General features: G+C 68.2%; 21 protein-coding genes and 1 pseudogene. 13 read left to right on the plus strand and 9 right to left on the minus strand.

Translation table 11 applies throughout. The features are described 5' to 3' along the window. The first annotated feature begins 228 nt into the window (after window positions 1-228). Window positions 229-993, plus strand: coding sequence for a methyltransferase domain-containing protein (locus tag DJ476_RS34205; protein WP_112492370.1), 765 nt, complete (start codon window positions 229-231; stop codon window positions 991-993). A 187-nt stretch (window positions 994-1180) separates the two neighbouring features. Next, entirely contained in the window at window positions 1181-1744 is a 564-nt protein-coding gene (locus tag DJ476_RS34210) for a TVP38/TMEM64 family protein (RefSeq protein ID WP_318294915.1), read from the plus strand. Here the strand turns inward: DJ476_RS34210 and DJ476_RS34215 are convergent. After that, on the minus strand, window positions 1741-2319 hold the full coding sequence (locus tag DJ476_RS34215; RefSeq protein ID WP_112492709.1) for a dihydrofolate reductase family protein: 579 nt from the start codon (window positions 2317-2319) through the stop codon (window positions 1741-1743). The genes DJ476_RS34210 and DJ476_RS34215 overlap by 4 nt on opposite strands. Window positions 2320-2687: 368 nt before the next feature. Between DJ476_RS34215 and DJ476_RS34220 the strand changes: the two genes are divergently transcribed. Continuing rightward, complete coding sequence (locus DJ476_RS34220) at window positions 2688-3719, plus strand: methyltransferase domain-containing protein (RefSeq protein ID WP_308311712.1); 1032 nt, start codon at window positions 2688-2690, stop codon at window positions 3717-3719. Window positions 3720-3753: 34 nt separating this feature from the next. On the opposite strand, the gene DJ476_RS36225 is transcribed toward DJ476_RS34220, so the two are convergent. Then, window positions 3754-4065 (minus strand): zf-HC2 domain-containing protein, encoded by a 312-nt coding sequence (locus tag DJ476_RS36225; protein WP_112492372.1) that lies wholly within the window; start codon window positions 4063-4065, stop codon window positions 3754-3756. 156 nt (window positions 4066-4221) lie between these two features. Here DJ476_RS36225 and DJ476_RS34230 point away from each other — a divergent pair, with 156 nt between their 5' ends. Together DJ476_RS34230 and DJ476_RS34235 are read left to right on the plus strand one after the other, a co-directional pair. Beyond that, complete coding sequence (locus DJ476_RS34230) at window positions 4222-4779, plus strand: RNA polymerase sigma factor (RefSeq protein WP_112492373.1); 558 nt, start codon at window positions 4222-4224, stop codon at window positions 4777-4779. Then, window positions 4776-5099 (plus strand): anti-sigma factor family protein, encoded by a 324-nt coding sequence (locus DJ476_RS34235; RefSeq protein ID WP_262388358.1) that lies wholly within the window; start codon window positions 4776-4778, stop codon window positions 5097-5099. Before DJ476_RS34230 ends, DJ476_RS34235 begins: the two co-directional genes overlap by 4 nt. A 195-nt stretch (window positions 5100-5294) precedes the next feature. On the opposite strand, the gene DJ476_RS34240 is transcribed toward DJ476_RS34235, so the two are convergent. The 6 genes and pseudogenes from DJ476_RS34240 to DJ476_RS34265 form a co-directional block, all read right to left on the minus strand. Continuing rightward, the gene (locus tag DJ476_RS34240) at window positions 5295-5861 is read right to left on the minus strand and encodes a hypothetical protein (protein ID WP_112492375.1); all 567 of its coding nucleotides are present in this window, start codon (window positions 5859-5861) and stop codon (window positions 5295-5297) included. A gap of 42 nt (window positions 5862-5903) precedes the next feature. Further along, window positions 5904-6203: pseudogene (locus DJ476_RS34245) on the minus strand (transposase); the annotation flags it as partial. A 7-nt stretch (window positions 6204-6210) separates the two neighbouring features. Beyond that, entirely contained in the window at window positions 6211-7605 is a 1395-nt protein-coding gene (locus DJ476_RS34250) for an IS30 family transposase (RefSeq protein WP_112492377.1), read from the minus strand. Beyond that, entirely contained in the window at window positions 7502-8257 is a 756-nt protein-coding gene (locus DJ476_RS34255) for an IS3 family transposase (RefSeq protein WP_162638851.1), read from the minus strand. The genes DJ476_RS34250 and DJ476_RS34255 overlap by 104 nt, the downstream gene beginning before the upstream one ends. Further along, the gene (locus DJ476_RS34260; RefSeq protein WP_073772198.1) at window positions 8254-8553 is read right to left on the minus strand and encodes a transposase; all 300 of its coding nucleotides are present in this window, start codon (window positions 8551-8553) and stop codon (window positions 8254-8256) included. The genes DJ476_RS34255 and DJ476_RS34260 overlap by 4 nt, the downstream gene beginning before the upstream one ends. 208 nt (window positions 8554-8761) lie before the next feature. Continuing rightward, window positions 8762-9763, minus strand: coding sequence for a LacI family DNA-binding transcriptional regulator (locus DJ476_RS34265; RefSeq protein ID WP_112492379.1), 1002 nt, complete (start codon window positions 9761-9763; stop codon window positions 8762-8764). 197 nt (window positions 9764-9960) lie between these two features. On the opposite strand from DJ476_RS34265, the gene DJ476_RS34270 reads away from it, so the two are divergent. From DJ476_RS34270 to DJ476_RS34305, 8 genes are all read left to right on the plus strand, one after another. Beyond that, window positions 9961-11583 carry an HAD-IA family hydrolase gene (locus tag DJ476_RS34270; RefSeq protein ID WP_112492380.1) on the plus strand — a complete coding sequence of 541 codons (1623 nt, stop codon included), beginning with the start codon at window positions 9961-9963 and terminating at the stop codon, window positions 11581-11583. Window positions 11584-11701: 118 nt separating this feature from the next. Continuing rightward, a complete protein-coding gene (locus DJ476_RS34275) occupies window positions 11702-12628 on the plus strand; it encodes a cell division protein FtsQ (RefSeq protein ID WP_112492381.1) in 927 nt (308 codons plus the stop codon). Continuing rightward, window positions 12625-14448, plus strand: coding sequence for an ABC transporter ATP-binding protein (locus tag DJ476_RS34280; RefSeq protein WP_208853560.1), 1824 nt, complete (start codon window positions 12625-12627; stop codon window positions 14446-14448). Before DJ476_RS34275 ends, DJ476_RS34280 begins: the two co-directional genes overlap by 4 nt. Next, window positions 14445-15275: an energy-coupling factor transporter transmembrane component T family protein gene (locus tag DJ476_RS34285; protein ID WP_112492382.1), complete on the plus strand. Its 831-nt coding sequence runs from the start codon at window positions 14445-14447 to the stop codon at window positions 15273-15275. Before DJ476_RS34280 ends, DJ476_RS34285 begins: the two co-directional genes overlap by 4 nt. 246 nt (window positions 15276-15521) lie before the next feature. Further along, a complete protein-coding gene (locus DJ476_RS34290; RefSeq protein WP_112492383.1) occupies window positions 15522-15827 on the plus strand; it encodes a hypothetical protein in 306 nt (101 codons plus the stop codon). Between the two features lie 296 nt (window positions 15828-16123). Continuing rightward, window positions 16124-17251 (plus strand): NucA/NucB deoxyribonuclease domain-containing protein, encoded by a 1128-nt coding sequence (locus DJ476_RS34730; protein ID WP_128837729.1) that lies wholly within the window; start codon window positions 16124-16126, stop codon window positions 17249-17251. Between the two features lie 137 nt (window positions 17252-17388). Then, the gene (locus DJ476_RS34735; RefSeq protein ID WP_162638853.1) at window positions 17389-17988 is read left to right on the plus strand and encodes a DUF6461 domain-containing protein; all 600 of its coding nucleotides are present in this window, start codon (window positions 17389-17391) and stop codon (window positions 17986-17988) included. 87 nt (window positions 17989-18075) lie between these two features. Then, complete coding sequence (locus DJ476_RS34305; protein ID WP_167480415.1) at window positions 18076-19137, plus strand: IS630 family transposase; 1062 nt, start codon at window positions 18076-18078, stop codon at window positions 19135-19137. Window positions 19138-19391: 254 nt separating this feature from the next. On the opposite strand, the gene DJ476_RS34740 is transcribed toward DJ476_RS34305, so the two are convergent. Then, complete coding sequence (locus DJ476_RS34740) at window positions 19392-19733, minus strand: hypothetical protein (RefSeq protein WP_128837728.1); 342 nt, start codon at window positions 19731-19733, stop codon at window positions 19392-19394. Window positions 19734-20079: the final 346 nt, after the last annotated feature.

Below are 20079 nucleotides of genomic sequence, written 5' to 3' on the forward strand. Positions count from 1 at the left end.
GCCGTCGTGGGACGGCCGGCGCGGGCGGGGGACGGGAAGGGAACCCGTTGACACAGGCGGTGCCTTCCCTTTCCCGCCCCCACGATCTCGGTCGCGATGGCCCTCCCGCTTCATCCGCGCGCCTGCGGCGTGTCCCAAACGGAATGCGTGACCAGCCCGGCAGGGTTCCCGAGGGCAAGCACAGGGGGCGCGAGCCGCCTCCATAAGTCACAGGAGGGGCGGGGCTGGATGGACGAACCGGACTGGCAACGATTCATCACCGCATACCACCAAGAGCACGCCGGCATCACCGAGCAACTCTTCTCCCTGGCCAGCGCCTCACCGTATGCCTGGCTGGCCGAACCGCTGCGAGGCATCGAGGGCACGGTCCTCGACCTGGCCTGCGGTTCAGCACCCACCCGTCAGGAACTCCCGGACGCCGACTGGGTCGGAGTCGACCTTTCGGCCGCGGAACTCGCCGAGGCGGCCCGGCAAGGCCGGGGGCCGCTGGTGCGGGCCGCAGCGGACGCACTCCCCGCTGCCTCGGCGAGCGTCGGGGCGGTCTGCGCGGCCATGTGCCTGCCGGTGGTCACGCCCCTGCCCCAGACGCTGGGGGAGATCCGGCGTGTGCTGCGGCCCGGAGGCGTGCTCGCGGCGCTGGTGCCCTCCCAGTCCGGGCTCTCCCCGTCCGGGATGCTCGGCTGGGTGCGGGTGATGGCGGCCCTGCGCGCCGTACGCCAGCCGTGGCCCAACCCGCAGGCCCGCGACCGACTTGCCTCCCATCTGCGCGCGGCCGGGTTCCGTGTCCGCAGCGACGAGCGGCACGTCTTCACCCTGGCCATCGACTCGGCCGACGCGGCGGCCCTGCTGGCAGATGCTCTCTACCTGCCCGGCCTCACCGCCCACCGGGCTCGGGCCGCCAAGCGCTCCCTCGCGAGATGGGCAACCCCGGGGCGGCGTCTGGAACTGCCACTGCGTCGCGTCGTGGCCGAACTTCCTACCGACCAGCCGTGACAGGAGACACCATGAACCGCCCGGCAGCCGGTCTGCCCGCGACCGAGCTTCCACCGTCCGCCACGGACCCGGACGAGGTGGGACGGCGGCCGGCACGTGCGGCGTGGATACGGCTGGCCTTCCTCGTGTTGCTGCTCCTTGCGCTCGGCTCCTGGGTGGCGCTGGGGGCGGAGACCTGTTGCGTGATGTGCGCCAGTGGGTTGACTCGCTCGGGATGTGGGGGCCGGTCGTCTTCGCGGTCATCTACGCCCTGGCCGTGACGGCCCTGCTGCCTGGCTCCGTACTGACCGCCTCGGCCGGCGTGCTGTTCGGGCTTCCGGTGGGGGCCGGCGCGGTGCTCGTGGGCGCGACGGCGGGCGCGGCTCTCTCCTTCGGCCTGGCGCGCTGGCTGGGGCGTCCGGTGGTCGCCCGGTACGCAGGTTCGGGGCGGCTGGCCGGGCTGGACGCCTTTCTGACGCGCCGGGGCTTTGTTGCCGTCCTGCTGGTGCGGCTGGTGCCGCTGTTTCCCTTCTCGGTGATCAACTACGGGTCCGGGGTGGCCGGTGTCCGCTTCTCCTCCTACGTCACTGCCACGGCCTTGGGCATCATCCCGGGCACCCTTGTCTACACCGGGCTCGGCGGTTCCCTGGGCGACCCCGGCTCTTTGGGGCTGTGGATCGCGCTGGGCGCTCTGCTCGTGCTGAGCGCGGGCGGCTGGTGGGCGGCACGGGCGCTCCGCCCTCGGAGCAGGCCGGCGCCTGGACAGGTCTAGACGTGCAGGACGGGGCGGTAGACGAGCTCTTGGATGTTGCCGTCGAGCGTCCGGCTCTCCACCAGCTCCAGGTCGAAGTCGGCTGCGCCCCGGAAGACCGGGTCCAGTCCGCTCTGACCGGTGATCACAGGAAAGAGCGTCACCTGGACGACGTCGACCAGCCCGGCCGCCATCAGCGCCCGGTTCATCGACAGGCTGCCGTGCGAACGCAGCGGCATTTCGGACTCCTCCCTGAGCCGGGCGACGATGTCGACGGCATCGCCGCTCACCACGGTCGCATCCAGTCCGTCCAGGGGGCCTTCCAACCTGGTCGACACCACCGTGGTCGGCAGGCTGGCCATCCGGGTAACCCATGGGTCACGGACTTCGGACCCTTCCGTGCTCGAGGCCAGCATGTACGCGAACTCCCGGTAGGTGTTGGCCCCCAGGACCATCCGCTGCTCCTGCCCGTACAGGGCCAGCCGATGGGCGAGGAGCTCGGGGCCCCGCTTGCCCCAGTAGCCCGCCCTGTCGCCGCCGGTGTTGCCGAAGCCGTCAAGGGTGGAGAAGACGTCGAAGGTGTAGGTGGCGGTCATGATGCGCTCCCGGGGCCGGTTGATCAGGTGTACGGGTAGACCGGACTTGACGGCGAAACTCATCGCCCCCGGACTTCTGGTCTCCCGCCGCCCGGTATGAGGCCCCGGGGCTTGACCGTGGCCGACGGCACGGGAACGGAGAAACCCAGGTGGCAACGCTGTTCACGGGCCTTGGCTGGTCGCTAGCCCATCCAGCGAGGCTTGGAAGGACACAAATCGGAAGGACACAAAGGGGAATGACGACCGTCGCACAGCGGGTTCCCATCCTGCTCCGGTGAACCACCGGGCGGTGCGCGAGAACTCACTCATCCGGGAGAGACATGGCGACGAAAAGCGTATCCCCGGGGCGACAGACGCCCCTGCCGTCCGTGGCGGAATCGGTCAGGGAGTACTACGGCAAGGTGCTCGCCTCCTCAGCGGACCTCAAGACCTCGGCGTGCTGTACGGACGTGGCGCCGGCGCCACACATCGCTACGGCTCTGAGCCGTGTGCACGACGAGGTCATGGAACGCTTCTACGGCTGCGGCTCGCCCATCCCGCCCGCCCTGGAGGGAGCCACCGTGCTCGACCTGGGCTGTGGCAGCGGCCGGGACGCCTACGTGCTGTCCCAGTTGGTCGGCCCGACAGGCCGGGTGATCGGCGTCGACATGACCGAGGAACAACTCGCCCTCGCCCACCGCCACCAGGACTGGCATGCCGAGCAGTTCGGTTACGCGAACACCGACTTCCGGCACGGTTACATCGAGGACCTGGCCGGGGCAGGCATCCCGGACGCCTCGGTGGACCTCGTGGTCTCCAACTGCGTCGTGAACCTCTCCCCGGACAAGCCGCGCGTTCTCTCCGAGATATTCAGGGTCCTGCGGCCCGGCGGTGAGCTGTACTTCTCCGACATCTTCGCCGACCGCCGCCTGCCCGCCGTGCTCCTGGACGATCCCGTCCTCGTGGGCGAGTGCCTCGCCGGAGCCCTGTATACGCAGGACTTCCGGCGCATCCTCGACCGCGTCGGCTGCCCGGACCTGCGTACCGTCAGCGTCTCCCCGGTGACGATCGGCGACCCGGACATCGGGCGGAGGGTCGGCTTCGCCGCCTTCACCTCCCGCACCGTCCGCGCCTTCAAGCTCCCGCTGGAGGACCGCTGCGAGGACTACGGCCAGGTCGCCGTCTACCACGGCACGATCGGCGAGTACCCGCACGCTTTCGATCTCGACGACCACCACCGCTTTCCCGCCGGCAAGCCGGTGCTCGTCTGCGGCAACACCGCCGACATGCTCTCCGCCACCCGCTACGCCCCCCATTTCGCCGTCACCGGCACCAAGAGCCGGCACTACGGCCTGTTCCCCTGCGCCCCCGCCGGGGAAGCGGCCGCATCAGGCCCGGGCGCCGCACCGGGCTGCTGCTGACCGGCCGGACCGCCCGCAGCCAGGCCGGTAGCCTTCAGCAACGGTGCCGGCCCTGGCCCGAGGGTGTGCTGAGCTCCTTCGCGAGGCGCCGCATCCGGGCAGAGGCGAGAGAAGGGGGCGTCCGCCGAGAACTGTTCCGCAGGGAAGCCTTGATCAGCTGCAGCAGTTGCAGAGTCCCGCTGCAGGCCCAGCAGCGGTCGATGTGTGCGGCCATCCGCACACGCCGGCCCCCGGCAAGCTCACCATCGGCATACGCCTCCACCTGTCCGCGCAGCCGGAGATGCCGGATCGTCTCCCCGCACGTGACCCATACGCGCCCCGGCACGGGGCCCCTCTGCCTCGTCATGCAGCGGGAACCCTCCAGCCGCCCGCCGCATTCCAGCGGCCCCCGCACGCTTGCGGGCCCTTCAGCCGACTACGGTGGCACCCGGGCGGACCGCAGAGCACGAGCAGAGGGAATGCGGGCCCGGGCAGAGGGGGTTTCCGCCGTGTGGAAGACCAAGTGACAGCGCCACCGGACCCTGCGGACCCGCGGAATCAGGCGTTCGCCGCCTATGTACTGCCGGAGGTGCCGGTCCTGCTGCGTGTGGCGATGACGCTCACCGCACAGCCGGCGGACGCCGAAGACCTGGTGCAGGACACCTTGTTGCGCGCCTACCGGGCCATCGACCGCTTCGACGGGAAGCACCCGCGTGCATGGCTGATGACCATCATGCGGCGGGCCGAGATCAACCGCCAACGGCGTCGCCGTCCCTGTCTGCTGAACGACCCCGACACCGATCTGGACCGGCTCAGCTCTACAGGGCCCACCGGATCGGCGGAAGAAATCGTGGTCGGCCGGGAGTTCGACGAGGTGGTCGACGAGGCGCTGAGCGCGCTGCCGGACAAGCACCGCCAGGTGGTGCAACTGGTGGACATCGACGGCCTGTCCTATGCCGAGGCCGCCCACCTGCTGGACGTGCCCGAGGGCACCGTGATGAGCAGGCTGCACCGGGCACGCAAGCGGATACGGGCACGACTGGCCACAGCAGGACTGGCACCGAAGCGAGGTGTGATGTGAACAAGCGTCCATGGTGGCGTCGTCCAGCGGCTGAGCGGCGGATGAACTGCCTGCAAGTCGCACGCGTGATGCAGGCATACCTCGACGGAGAAACGGACGAGATCACCGCCCGCCGGGCCGCAGCACACCTGGAGGACTGCCGACGCTGCGGCCTCGAAGTGTCCGTCTACCAGGAGATCCGCAACGCACTCGCCCGCCGGGCAGAGCCCGACAAGCAGGCTCTTCAGCGCCTGCAGGCGTTCGGCACTTCCCTCCTGAGCAACTATCCGGCCGGAGAGGACGGCACCGAAAACAGGGCTGAGCCCCCCACAGGCACCTGAACAGCACTCCGACGAGATCCGTTCGCCGCAAGCTCATATTGCCCGCCTGCCGTAGCGGTGATCGGAGCCGCAGCCGCGTGACCAGTGCTGATGCATCGCTGAGGCAGAGACAGCCCCACTCGCTCCGCCACCAACCCGTCATGCCGCACTCGAGTACTTCCCGGCGGGCTTCGCAGACGGGAGGCTGCGGCGGGGTCAGGCGGAAGGCGGGGCGGGGCTCGCGATGCGGAACAGTACGTGGCGGGCCTTGCGCTGGACCTCCTCGAGCAGCCCCTGGGCGGCCATGCCGCGCAGGGCCTGGCGGACGTCCCGGCGCGAGGCGGCGCCGAGTGCGGCTCGAAAGTCGGGGATGTGTCCGCCATGCCCGTCGACGTGCTCGAAGCTGAGGGTGAAGGGCTGCGGAAGCACCTCAATCACCGTCATGAAGTCCAGGGCCAGCAGCGCTGCCCTCTCCTCCAGCGATTCGAAGCCATGCATCCGCCCTGTAGAGACCAGGAACTCCAGCCCAGGCCGATGCCTCTGCTTCGTCCTCCAGGTGAACCCGCGAACCGGCTTCGACGACAGCACCGGCACCGAACCCAGGTCCCGGACCGGCCAGATGACCTCCGACCGGTTGATCTGCCACGCGGCCGTCCAGCGGCTCGCCCAGTTGTCCCGCATCACCAGCCGCGTACGCGCCCCGTCCAGGTTCCTGTGCGGCGACATCAGCTCGTCCAGGACGCACTCATCGGAACGGACCTGGGAGCCCGGCTTCGGTTTCACCCTGAGCTGCCCCGAGTTTCGTAGAGTCCGATCTTGATTGGTTCAGGCGGACTGCGGGGTTTGCTCCTGGCTGCGCCAGAAGGCTTCCTCGTGCTCGGCCGGCGGCACGTAGTCGAGCGCGGAGTGCAGACGTTCCTCGTTGTACCAGGTGACCCACTGGAAGATCGCCCGCTCGACCTGCTCGACGTCCTTCCAAGGACCCTGCATCTCGATCAGCTCGGCCTTGAAGGTCCCGTTCAGCGCCTCGGCCATCGCGTTGTCATACGAGTCCGCGACCGACCCGACGGAGGCGGAGGCGCCGATGTCCGCGAGCCGGTCGGTATACCGAATTGACACGTATTGACCGGATTCAACCGGTCGTTGCAACACCAGCTTGTTGAAGCAACTGTAGCTGGTCGTTGAACGCCTCGGCGGGTGTCTTCCAACCGAGCGCCTTGCGGGGTCTGCTGTTGAGAGTGTGAGCGACGGCCTCGACTTCCTCGGCGGACCATCTCGAGAGATCGGTGCCTTTCGGGAAGTACTGGCGCAAGAGCCCGTTAGTGTTCTCGTTCGTGCCGCGCTGCCACGGACTATGCGGATCGGCGAAGAACACGGGGATTCCCGTCTCGACTCTGAATTGCGCATGGGCCGACATCTCCTTGCCGCGGTCCCAGGTCAGCGACCGCGCCAGCTGCTCGGGCAGCGTCGACATCGTATTGGTGAGTGCGGTCTTCATCGTGATCGCCCCATAACCACCCAGCGCAGGACCATTCTTGACCGATCGCTTGTGCCGGTAGCCTTCCTCGCGCGGCAGGTGAACCAGCATCGTGAATCGAGTTGACCGCTCGACGACAGTGCCGATCGCGGACCGCTCCAGCCCGATGATCAGGTCGCCTTCCCAGTGGCCGGGAACGGCACGGTCCTCGACTTCGGCAGGCCGTTCACTGATCAACGCTTCGGGCGTCACATGCGCCCAGGTCTTGCGACGCGAACGAGCACGCGGGGCACGCAGCGCGCGGCCCGTGCGAAGGCACAAGATCAGCTCCCGCTTCAGCGCCCCGCGGCCCTGAATGTAGAGCGCCTGGTAGATCGCCTCGTGGCTGATGCGCATGGACTCATCATCCGGGAAATCAAACTTGATCCGGTTCGCGATCTGCTCCGGACTCCACGCCTGCACCCACGCGCGGTCCTTGCGGTGCGGCTTGTTCCGCCCCGTCCACGCGCCTGTCGCAGGTCCTGCGATCGCCTTGCCGCCGGGCGTGCTGATCTGTCCGGACAGTCGCTCCTGGACGTACGCGTGCAACCGCGGATTGGCGACCAGCTTCGATGTCTTCGGCCGGCGTGCGGCCATGTCCGATTTCCATTGCGCGACCGATGCCCGGTAATCGAGCTTCCCGCCCCTGGTGGCCGCGTTGCGCCGCAACTCGCGGGAAATCATCCCCGGATCGCGGCCGACTTGCCGAGCGATTTCACGAACGCCCTTGCCTTGGGCGTTGAGGAGCGCGATCTCCTCCCGCTCAGAGAACGACAGGTACCTGCCCGAATTCGGTTTCGGATCGAACGGTCGCATGCCGCCACACTGCCGAAACCAGCGAGTGGCCACCGCTGGCGCCACGCCGATATCCGCGGCCGCTTCCTCCGCGAGGAGACCTTTGGCGATTTCATCCCAGAAAGCTGCTTCGATATGACGCTGAAATTTGGGATGCCCCGGAGACCTCAACTTTGACCGTGTCGCCCGATCGGCTGCCTGCTGACGACGAACCATCCCACACCTCGCTGATCATGAGGTGTTGCGACGACGGATTGAATCCGCCTTCGCTGCCGCGGTCGCTGTGGATCACGCAGCCGGGTTGCAGTCCACCGCGGCCGTGGGCCATGTCCAGTGCATCGATGACGAGATCGGCGCGGTGGTGGTCGGCCATCGAGTAGCCGACGACCTCGCGGGTGGCCAGGTCGAGCCAGCAGGCGAGGTAGAGCCAGCCCTCGCCGGTGGGCAGGGCGGTGATGTCGCCGACCAGTTTCGTGCCGGGCATTTCGGCGTGGAATTGGCGGCCGATCAGGTCCGGGGCCGTCCTGGCCTTCTTGTCCGCTCGTGTCAGCGAACGCCGCTTGTGGCGGGTCACGCCCTGGATGCCGTGCTCGCGCATGAGACGGGCGACCCGTTTACGGTTCACCGCCCTTCCCAGACGCCGCAGTTCGGCATGGACGCGCGGGACGCCATAGGTCTGGCGCGAGCCGACGTGGATCACGGTGATCTCGTGCACCAGGGCCTGGTCGGCGGCCCGGCGGGCGGCCCGGGGCTTTGCCTCGGCGAGCCAGGCATATAACGAGGAACGGGCCACCTTGAGCAGGCGGCAGAGGAAAGCGACGCCGTGGGTGGTCTTCTCCGCCTCGATGAACGCATACGTCTCGCTCACCGATCGCTCTCCTTCGCGAAGAAGACCGCGGCTTTTCGCAGAACCTCGATCGTCTTGGCCTGCTCGGCGTTCTGCCGACGCAGGCGCTTGAGCTCCTCGCGCTCGGCGGTCGTGAGTTCTCCCGGGGCGCCCTCGCCACGGTCGGCCTTGGCCTGGCGGTACCAGCCGCGCAGGGACTCAGAGCTGATGCCGAGTTCCCGGGCGACGGCGGTGACCGTCTTGCCCGTGGAGTCGACGAGCGCAATGGCGTCCCTCTTGAACTCCGCGGTGTACCGCTTCGTGTACTTGCTTCCCACCTGGTGCTACTTCCTCTGGAACCTCAGGTCCCAGTCTCCAGGTGTCCACGATCAAGGGGAAGGTTCACCCGCCGATAGGCGGAGCCGGGCCCGCGGGCGGCTCCTGCCGTCGGCCCTTCGCCGCCCGCCGAATGCTTCCGGGCCCGCAGGGGCGCCCCGTGCTCGCCCGTCCGGTGGCGTCCGCCTCTTGCCGACGCGCCGCCCGGGGTCACCGACCGTACGGGCCGGTCGAACCGCGGGCGACCAGGCGGGGGTTCAGTACCTCGTGACGGTCCGTCGTGCGGCCGCCCGAACGCTGGAGCAGGAGGCGCACCGCGGTCCGGCCCAGTTCCGGGCGGGGCTGGTCGATGCTGGTGAGGCGGGGCCTGACCAGTGCGGCCAGGGTGCTGTTGTCATAGCCGACGACCGACAGCCGCTCGGGTACCGGTAGGCCCAGGTCGTGCGCGATGTCCAGCAGCGCCACTGCCGTGAGGTCGTTGTTCGCGATCAGGGCGCTCACGCCGGATCTCAGCAACGGGGCAACACGGAGAGGGAGTTCTTCGACGCTCTCGGCCGCCACGGTGTGCGGGGACAGCCCGGCCCGGTGGGACGCCGTCTCATAGCCGCACCGCCTTCCCTCGGCGGCCGGGCGGCGCGAGGTGGTGACGAACGCGATCTCCCGGTGGCCGAGCCCGACCAGGTGCGTCATGGCCAGGGCGGCACCGGCCGCGTCATCGTTGGCGACGGTGTCGATGCCCGCGGGGGGGTGCTCCGGGCGTCCGACGACGACCACCGGCGTGCGGCGTGCGGCGGCTTGGAGGTCGGCCGGATCCACCCAGCTGCTCACCGCGATCACACCGTCCACGTTGAGCTGGACCAGTGTGTCGAGCTGAGATGCGAGCCGCTTGGCGTCGCGTCGGCCGTGGGCCAGCAGGACGCCGAAGCCGGCCTCGCCCGCGGCCTCTTCGATTCCGGCGACCACATCGGTGTGGTATGGGTTGGCCAGGTCCGTCAGCAGGACCCCCAGCAGCATGGTGCGGCCCTGTACGAGGCCGCGCGCCAGGGCGTTGGAACGGTAGCCCAGCTGGTCGGCGGCGGCGGTGATGCGCGCCCGGGTGCTCTCGCTCACCCCGGCGTCGCCGCGCAGGGCCAGGGAGACCAGGGACTTGGACACGCCCGCGGCCCGGGCGACGTCGAGAATCGTGGGGCGGCGCGAGGGAGCGTGCGGCATGCGTCCAGTATGCAGGCGGGGTCCGAGGCGGAGACACGGGACCCGGCGGCCCCGCCAAGTAGTGGAACGTTCCGCGTCTACGGTCGCGGCGGTGGTTGGAACGTTCCAGACGGGACCGTCCGGTGTTGGTTCTCCGGGCGCCGGAAGTTCACCCGTCCCCCCTACGTTCGCCGTCAGGACACCAGCCAGGGGAGCAGATGAACCAGCCGCACGCACCCGTATCACCCGCCCTCGCCCATCGGCCCGAGGCGCTGCTGCTCGACTTCGGCGGGGTGGTCTTCCACACCGAGAAGCGTCCCGAGGGACGAGCGGACGCAGCCGCCCTGATCCACCGCCACCTGTCCAGGGCCGGACACGCGGTGGCCGAGGAGACGCTCCGGGTCTCTCTCGACGCGGGCCTGGCGGCGCTCAAGGACTGGAAGAACGCCGCCGGCCGTCGCCGGGAGCCGGTCGAGCTGACCCACCGTGAGATCTGGGAGGACTTCCTCGCCTCCGACCTTCCGGAACCGGCTCGTGCCGTCCTGGCGGGCAGCGCGGGCTGGCTGCTCGGTGAGCTCACGCCTCTTCTCTCGGAGCACACCGTGCGCCCGGGAGTCCGTGAACTGCTGCACACCGCGCGGCGGCTCGGCGTCCGGGTCGGCATCGTGAGCAACGCCCACGCGGGCCGCTCGCACCGGGCCCTGATGCGCGAGCACGGGCTGGAGGAACTGGTGGACGTGCAGCTCTACTCCGACGAGGTAGGCATCCGCAAACCCCACCCGACCATCGTGGAGAGGGCCGCGCGCGCCCTGTGCACGCGGCCCGAGCGCTGCTGGTTCGTCGGCGACACCATCGACCGGGACGTGGCGGCCGGCCACCGGGCCGGTGTCGCGGCCGTCATCGTCACCCGCGACAAGCACACCGACAACCCGCCCTACCCGGTGTCCGTCCGCCCCCACGCCGTCTATGACACGCCTGAGGGCCTGGTCCCGGTCCTGGCCGCTGCACTGGACACCCCGCCGCCGGCTCCGTCGGCCGTCACCGCAACGGCCTCAACGCGGGCCGGCGCGGGCCCGGCCGCACTGCTGCTCGACCACGGCGGAGTCATCGCCAACGCGGTCAAGGACCCCCAGGCCCAGAAGGAGTTCGGGCTGCGGCTCGCCGCCCGGCTGAGGCGGGCGGGACACGGTGTGTCGGACGAGGAGGCCGTCGCCGCGCTGCTCGAGGCACGTGGCGCGCACCAGCGCTTCAAGAGCGAGGGCGAGCGAGGGCCCGTCGTGCCCGAGGTCACCCCGCTCCAGTACTGGCGGGATTTCTTCGGAACCTCCTTGGCTCCCGGAGCGCGAGCGTGGCTGGCCGCCGAGGCCGTCGCGCTGAGCCACGAGTGGGCCCACATCAAGAGCCGCCCCGCGCTGCGGGAGGGGGCGGCCGAACTCCTGGGCCGCTGCCGTGAACTCGGCATTCCGGTCGCCGTGGTCTCCAACACCGTATGCGGCCGCAGTGTGCGCGAGCGCATGGCGTCCTTCGGCGTCGAGGAGCTGATCGGTGTGCACGTGTACTCCGACGAACTCGGCCGGCGCAAGCCCGATGCCCTCACCGTGCGCGAGGCGCTGCGCGGGCTCTCCACGGATGCGAGGGCGTGCTGGTTCGCCGGGGACAAACCGGGCCGGGACATGGCCGCCGCACGGAGCGCCGGGATCGGCACCACCGTCCTCGTACGCGGCGGCTCGCTCGACGACGAGGCCCTGAACGGCCATCTGTCGGTGCCCGGCCCCACCCGCCCCGACCGTGTGGTGGCCTCCCTCGCCGAACTGGTCCCGCTCCTCTCCGGCAGGCCCTGACCTCGTCCCCGTACGCCGACCGGCGAACGCCTCGCCACACCTCCTCCCGACACCGGCCCGTGACCGGCCGGAGCACCGCCCCTCTCTCGCGCCCCGACGAAAGGCCAAGGCCTCAGTGATGTCCTCACCCACCCAAACAGGAGCGGCTGCCTTCCGGCCCTCCGCCGGCTTCGGCCGTCCCGACGACCCCAGCGACCTCGGCTCCGCGCAGAAGCTGATGGTGTTCGTCCTGTCGATGACCCTCTTCGGGCTCGCCAATATCCTGACCGAAGTGCTGCCGGAGGTGAAGCTCGGCCCTGTCGAACTCTCCGTCTCCTACCTGGCGTTCGTGCCCGTGGTGATGGTGAGCCTCTTCCACCCGCTGTACGCCGCCCTCGGCGCACCGCTCGGCGAGATCGTCTTCGTCGACCTGCTGATGGGCAACTTCTCCGGCTTCGCCGAACTGGAGGGCTACATCCAGCTCTCGCTCGGCCTCTACATAGCCGGCTCGCTGGTGCGCGACCCGCGCAGGCGGACCCAGGTGGCACTGGCCGCCCTCGTCGCGGTCGGCGTGGACAAGATGCTCGGCGGGATCGTCGACATCGGCAAGGTCTACGTCGGTGTCGCCGAGGCCGAGTACGTCAAGGGGCTGGCGGAGAGCGTGCTCCTGCTGGAGGGCATCGCGTTCTCCACCGACCTCCTCATCAGCGGGGTGCTGTTCGGCGTCCTCCCGGCGATGTATCTCGCGCCGAGGTTGCACGGCCGGATCGAGCCGCTGCTGGGTCTGGCACCGCGCGACCCCGACCGGCCGCTGCGGCTGCGGGCCCGGGTCAGCGCCCGCTTCCTGCTGCTCGGCATCTTCCTGGCCTTCGTCGCCACGATCGCCGCCTTCATGCAGGAACTGGACGCCAACTTCGGGGTCTGGGAGCCGGACTTCGTCGACCGGTACGGGCAGAGGTTCCTGTGGATCGGCGTCTCGGCCGCGGTGATCGTACTGGTCGGCCTCGTCCTCGCGGCCCGAGCCCTGCGCCGCTCCCGCGCCGCGCGCAGCGGGTCCCGGCCGTGACGGCCCGCATCGGCACCGCCGGACAGCACGAGGCCGAGGCAGCGGCACGAACGGACGACGTCGCTCCCGGCACCGGACCCGCCGTGGAGGTCCAGGGACTGTCCTTCCGCTATCCAGGGGCCGAACACGACAGCCTCACCGGCGTCGGTCTCACCATCGAGCGCGGCGACTTCATGGCCGTCGTCGGAGGGAACGGCTCCGGCAAGACGACCCTGTGCAAAACCTTCAACGGCCTCATCCCGCACTTCTGGTCGGGTACGTACACCGGTTCTGTCCGGGTGTTCGGCCAGGACACCACCACCACTAACGTCGCCTCCCTGAGCCACCAGGTCGGCTACGTCTACCAGGACTTCGGCAACCAGCTCGTCAGGCCGACGGTCTACGACGAGGTCTCCTTCGGTCCCGTCAACTTCGGCCTGACCGACTGGCGGGAACGCTCCGACGAAGCACTGGACCTGCTGGGAATCGCCGCCCTGCGCGACCACTACACCTGGCAGCTCTCCGGCGGCCAACAGCACTTGGTGGCGCTGGCCAGTATCCTGGCGATGCGGCCCGGCCTGGTCGTGGTGGACGAACCGGTGGCCGAGCTGGACCCGGAGCGCGCCGAGGAGATCTATCGCCGTCTCACCGACATCAACCGGCGGCTGGGGACGACGGTGGTCGTGATCGAGCACCACGCTGAATTCGTCGCCCGGTACTGCAAGAGCGTGCTGCTCATGGCCGAAGGCGCTCCCGTGTGGCACCTGCCCGTCGAGGAAGCGCTGTCCCGCTCGGGAGAGCTGGCCGCCCACGGCATTCCCGCCCCCCAGGTGGTGCGCCTCGCACGCGCGGTCGAACCCGAGGGCCCGGTACCGCTGACCGTGGAGCAGGCCGTCCGCTGGCTGGACGAGCGCGGACTGCACCCCGCCCCGGCGGAGATTCTCCCCGGACCGGCCGCCGTCACCGTTGCACCGGCCGCCGGGACGGGTCCTGCGGCCCTGCCGTCGTCCCCGAACGTCGTGGCCTCGCTCCGCGGCGTACGGCACGGCTACCGGAACGTGCACGGCGGACTCACCCCCGTACTACGGGACGTGGATCTGGAGCTGCGCGAAGGCGAGCGCGTCGCCCTCGTCGGCGGCAACGGAGCCGGCAAGTCCACCCTGCTGCGCCTGCTCACCGGCCTCAAGGTGCCCCGCTCCGGGACCGTCGAGGTCACCGACACCAACACCCGCTCGGTCAGGCCAGCCACGCTTGCCGAGCACGTTTCGTACCTCTACCAGCGCCCCGAGCAGATGTTCCTCGCCGACAGCGTGAGGGCGGACATCGCGATGTTCCCGGCCGGACGCGGCCGGCCGGACACCGACGCGCTGGTGGACGACATCCTGCAGCGCATCCGGCTCACCGCACTCGCCGACCGCGACGGGCGCACGCTCTCCGGAGGCCAGCAGCGCCGCGCCACCCTCGGCATCGGCCTCGCCATGACCCCGGCGCTGCTGCTTCTGGACGAGCCGACCTCCAGCCTCGACGTGGCCACCCGGGACGACGTGATCGCGATGCTGGACGCACTGGCGGACCGCATCCGCTGCGTGGTCGTTGCCACCCACGACATGCATCTCGTCGCCGAGTGGGCGACACGTGTCGTCGCCCTCGGCGACGGCCGGGTCCTGAGCGACTGCGACCCGGCGGAGTTCTTCGCCGACCAGGACTTGCTGAACCGCGTCCGCGTCGTACCACCGCAGATCACCGCCCTGGGAAGCGCCCTGGGATTGGCGCCGCCACCGCTCACGGTGGACGAGTGCGTCCGGCGACTGCCCGCCGCCGTGAAGGAGGCCAGATCGTGAAGAGGACCGAACGCGACACCCTGAGCGTCGAATGGGTCAAGCTCGAACTGCTGCGCACCGCGTACGCCACCCGCGGCGGCCTGCTCGCCCGGCTGGACCCGCGGATCGTGATCTTCTGGTACGTGCTGATGGCGCTGAGCCCCTGGTTCACCCACAACCTGACCATTCTGGCGATCCTGTTCACGGTGGCCGCGGCGGCCGTCGTGACCTGCCGGGTCGGCCCGCTTGTCGTCGGCCTGTTCATTTTCGGCCTGGTCACCGAGGCCGGATATCTGATCGCCGCAGCCTGGCTCTTCGACGGCGACCTCACCACGGTGCTCTCCCTGGCCGAACTCACCCTGAAACTGGGCACCGTGAGCATGGCCAGCATGGCGGCGTTCGTGTCGCTGGACCCGGAGAAGCTCTCCGACGCCCTGCTGAGCCTGCGAGCGCCGGCCCTGGTCACCTTCGGCGTGTCCTACGGCTACCGGATGCTGCCGATCCTGGTGGACGAGTTCCAGACGGTGATCGACGGATACCGCCTGCGCTTGGCCCCACCCGCCTCCCGAGGGCTGCTGGCGTGGCGCGTACTGCTGCGCGGAGCGAAGATCACCGTGTACGCCTTCTACCCCATGATGCTCAACACGGCCAAACGGACCCGAACGACGGTGGAGGCACTGGAGACCCGCGGCTTCACCTACGCCATGGTCCACTCCGATGGCCGCCGCATCCGGCTGGCCCACCTGAAGGTCCGGCCGGCGGACGTCACCGTCCTGGCGGCCACGGCCGCACTGATCGTGCTCGCCTACGTGGTCGGGGCGCAGTTCCCCAGCTACGCACAGGACTGACCCCTCGACCACCTCCCCGGCCACGCGAAGAGCTGCCGCTTCGCCCCCTCGTCCCCAACAGGGCGTAAGGAGGCGGGAAGAGCCGCCCGCACCCGCCACAGCGATCACCACAAGCCACACTGCCCCGGCCTCCACCCCCGGTCCGAGCCGGACCGGCCGTGTGTCCTGCCCGCCTTCGCGTACGACGCCGCGGCCGGTCTCATCGGGCGCCTCGCCGACCAGCTGCCCGCCACCCCCGAGGGCCAGTTGTACCTGCTCGCCCTGCCCGCGTGGGAGCTGGAGCATCTGTGGGGGGTCCTGCAGGTGCTGCGCCGCGTACGGGCTGGTGATCCGCAGACGGGCGAGCTGTACGAACTGCGCCAGGAGCTGGAGCAGGGACCGCTGCCCTGCACCGTCGACCAGTGCCTCGTCGACCTGCAGCGCGTGGTGGCCGTGCTGATCCTGGACATCCCCGCCGTACGCACGCTGGCCACCTCCCTGGCCCTCGGGGTCCGCGCGATGCCGCCGCCCACCAGGCGTACAACGAAGTCCAGGCCGCCTGGGCAGCGTTAGGCGCGCTGTAGGCGGAAGGATCAGGACCGCCAGCACCGGGTTCAGGTCAACTCGAAAATCCGTGGCAATCCGAACCCAGAGCTTCGGTAAGGTCGGCACGGTCCCGCAGCAGCGGGGCAAAAATGTATACCTATGGGGGATCAATGGGGAAATCGAGATTACTCGCTGCTATATCGACGTTCGCCGTTACGGCCACACTTCTGGGGTTTTCCGGCGGAGCACAGGCACAGGAATACTTCGAGGAGCCTCGTCTCCTTGGTTCCTACTCCCCGCCGTCAAGTCCTCAGGCAGAAGCCGTGATCATCAGTCCGGTGGACGGTGAATCTAAGAAGTGCCTGCCGACAGGCACCGGTGAGGTGTGCACCGAACTGCAGGATTCGACGGGGGCAGCGGCACGAGGGGCCACCGAGTCGGCGGTTCAGGCGGACGAGCCCTCATGTTCCCTCGAGCCGGGCATGTGGCGCCACACACGAAAGACGTATTGTGCGACCCATAAGGGAACGTACACCGAGTACGACAGCAGCACGCCGGGCAAGGTCCTCGGAACCGCGAGTTTCACGACTTACCAGGCGGCGACACTGTCGCAGACGAGTGGAACCTGGGAAGAGACCCAGAAGGTCACGATGGGCACTATGACGGGCGTGGTGACATCCGTCGATTTCAGCTGGACATCGATGTGCAGCCTCGGTTGCACTCCCACAAAGCCCAGCCCCTGGACTGGTTCGCAGAACCTCCGAGCGGGGCAGACGGCGACGGGTACGTCCAAGTTCACGGTGACCCCCAGCGCCGGAGCGTACGCCAGTGTCAGTACGAGCTACGCACTCATGGCCCTCAAGCCGGGATCGGTGCCCCTGAACCCGGAAGCCAATATCGGCAACCCGCGAAAAGTGCGCTGCGACAAGATGTTCGCGAACAACACGAGCACCGGCTGCGTCCACGCGGACGCCCGCCCGCAGCTGGTGCTGCCCCTGTCGCAGTACGGTGCGGCGGCAGCCACATACGCGTGGGCTCAGCAGAAGCTGGTGGACCGCTGGGGATCGGCGAGTAACCCCCTACGGCGTCTGGCTGACAGCGCTGCCGCAGAAGGCAACCGTACGCGCGTGTGCGGAGAAGGCGCCACGAGGCCGTTCACGCACCGTCCTGACCTGGTGGTCAACGACTCGTGTGACGAGTACCCCTTCGCCGCAACGCATGAAGGGGGGCGGAACGGAGCCTTGTGCGCAGATGTCATCCCGCTGCTGGAAAACGGGGTCTGGCAGTTCTACGGAGATCCCGCCGCTCCTGACGTCACGGGTAACGAGCCCTGCATTCGAGGGCACGTTCCGCTCGAACAGAACACTGCCGCCGGGGGTAAGCTCGGCAGCAATAGCCAGACAGAACGCATCATCCCCGACGAAAAGTTCGAGGTTGTCATCACGAACTAGAAGTCGCTCACGGCATCTGCCCGCTTGATCTGTAGGCCTCTTCGGTAGCTGCCGAAGAGGCCTACAGGCACTTGATTGGATACGATTTGTCCGAGTCCCCTGAAAGCACCTGGGGTTGGGTCAGGGATATGAGCGGAGTGTGCGTCAACTTCACTCACCGAGCAACCCCGGAGGCGATACTGGCGAGCTTCGGCGCCTCTGTTGAATGCCTGGAAGAGATCACTCTGGAGCAGGCCCACGAAGCACTTGGACCACCAAGTAACCACTCGCTCGTCCGGGCTGGAACGTCCGGAGACTGGGGGTTTTGCATTGAGACCTTCGGGGCGATCTCCGTGCGCAGGGACGTGCTGGAAGAGCTGTCCTCAAGGAGCCGCTCCATCACTGCTTCATGTGGAGCTGACGCATTCCACGTGGTCGCAAGCTGGCAGAACGGCGAAGAGGTTGAGACTTTCGAGCCCGGCTACCGCCCCTCACTGAGAGCGAAAAGCCTTCATCCTCTTTGTGATGAGACTGACATGGTGTCTTCACGAAACCCCGGGGTCTCGGCAATCGTCGCGGCCTTCTCTGCGATCGCCGATAAAACCGGGGTGAGCATCCCGTTCGAACTAGCCGCCGGCCCTCTGCTCAGCGGGGTAGCCCCGATGCGGGACAGCTCCACCCAGAACCAGGAGAACGGAGCCAGAAAAAACCTCGGGAGAAAATTGCCGGGCCTGCAATTCCCGTCGGTATCTGAGTAAGTTCTGTGGCGCAAGAAAAGGGGCCCCTGCTGCCCAGCGGGGCGATATTGACCCGAAACGCTTTGAGTTCGGGCTCGTTGATGGTGTGTGAGTGATCTGGTGGGGGACGCGCGGACGTGGTCGCCGAACGCGCAGGAAGCCGTGCGGTTGCTGGCGGTTTCCGCGTTGGTGGAGGGCCGGGACCGGGTGGAGGTGGCCGCCCTGTTCAAGGTGTCGGTCAAGGCCGTGGACAACTGGTGGACGAGGTGGCAGACCGGTGGCCGGGACGCGCTGCTGTCGCGCCCGCGAGGCCGCCGCGTGGGCGAGCACCAGGTCCTGTCCGAGGCCGAGCAGGCGGCTGTACGGCAGGCCGTCCTTGATCACACCCCCGCCGGCCTGGGGCTTTCGGGTCAGCTGTGGACGCGGGGGCAAATAGGCGAGCTGATCTTCAAGCTGTACGGCGTCCGCTTCACCGAGCCCGGGGTGGGCAAGTACCTCAGGCGCTGGGGGCTGACCTTCCAGCGTCCGGACAAGCGGGCGATCGAGCAGGACCCGGAAGCGGTCCGTCTCTGGCGCGAGAAGACCTGGCCGGCGATCCGGGCCAGGGCGAAGGCGGAGAACGCCGAGGTTCTCTTCGCCGACCAGGTCGGTGTCCGCTCGGACCAGGTCACCGGCCGCACCTGGGGCGCCAAAGGCTCCACCCCCATCGTCCGCCGGACCGGGAACCGGTTCTCCGTGAACGCGATGTCCGCGATCAGCACCCGTGGCCGGATGCACTTCATGGTCTTCACCGAGTCGTTCGACGCGAAGGTCATGTGCCGCTTCCTGGACCGGCTCGTCGGGCACTTCGACCACAAGGTCCACCTGATTGTCGACCGGCACTCGGCCCACCGCTCGAAGACCGTCCGGGCCTGGCTCGCCGACCACCAAGACCAGATCGAGCTGCACTTCCTGCCCTCGTACTCACCCGAACTGAACCCCGACGAGCTCGTCAACGCCGACCTCGAACGCAGCCTGCCCCACACCCACCGGGCCAGGAACCAGGCCGAACTCGCCGCCGAAACCCGAAGGTTCTTCCACAGACGCCAGCGTCAACCACACATCGTCCGCGGCTACTCCGGCGGCCCGCACGTCCGCTACGTCCTGGACAAGAACCCCATGAGTTTCTGATCAATAGAGGCATGACGCATCGCATCGAGTTCGATGAGGCTTGTTGAGTTGCTCTACGGCGCCGTCGAGTGGGTGCGACAGGGGGGCCGCGTGTGGACAACGAACTATCGCGGAGTGGCTGGAGGCTGAAGCGGGGATGATAAGAGCTCGTAACGCGATATGATCATGTTACGAGCTCTTTGAGAGCGAAGCTCATCCCGCTCAGACTCATTACGTAAATTGCCTACCAGGCACAGTGGGTGGCTTCACTGAAGCTACTTTGTGCGCAGAGGGGCTATTGGAATGTTGGGATCAGTCTTCCTCGTGTGCCACCACTCAAGGATGTTCGATCTCACCATCAAAGTGAACCAAGAGTGTTCGCTCGGCGATGCATCGGGCGCAGCCGCAGCGGAGTCTTCTGCGGGGAAATCCAGGGTGATGACCCATTGCTCATCGCGCATGCTGTCGCAGACAACATCTACTGTTGCGATGAGGCGAATCCCGTCCCCTTCAGGCTTTACGGCTACCTGAGCTATCCTGAATACAGGACTGCCCGGTTCGCTAAAGCCCTCTGAAAGCATTGCATTGAGGGCCGCCGGGCCTTGCTCCTCATTCATATGTCCCACTCTAGCAGGCTGCTGCAGCCCTACTAGAGGCCGCCGATGCGATATGGCCAGGCTGGTAGTACGCGGTGATGATGCCCTGAGGGCTTACACCGCTTCCACCGATCGGGCCGTTGTTAAAAACGACCTTGAACGTCATAGGGGGGCATTGGGAGAGGTTCTGGTAGTAGAACCCGAAGCTTTGCTTCCCGCGGGATACCGTGTTCGCGATCATGGCGCTGTTGTACCCGTGCTTCGGGGCCAGGTGGCGGTACCCCCACGTCGACGTCCCGCAGCGAAGTGGAACGTTGACGAATCCTCGCGTGAAGTTCTTCACTATATGATTCGTTGACTTCCCAGC

The organism is Streptomyces bacillaris, from assembly GCF_003268675.1.
Lineage (GTDB): Bacteria > Actinomycetota > Actinomycetes > Streptomycetales > Streptomycetaceae > Streptomyces > Streptomyces bacillaris.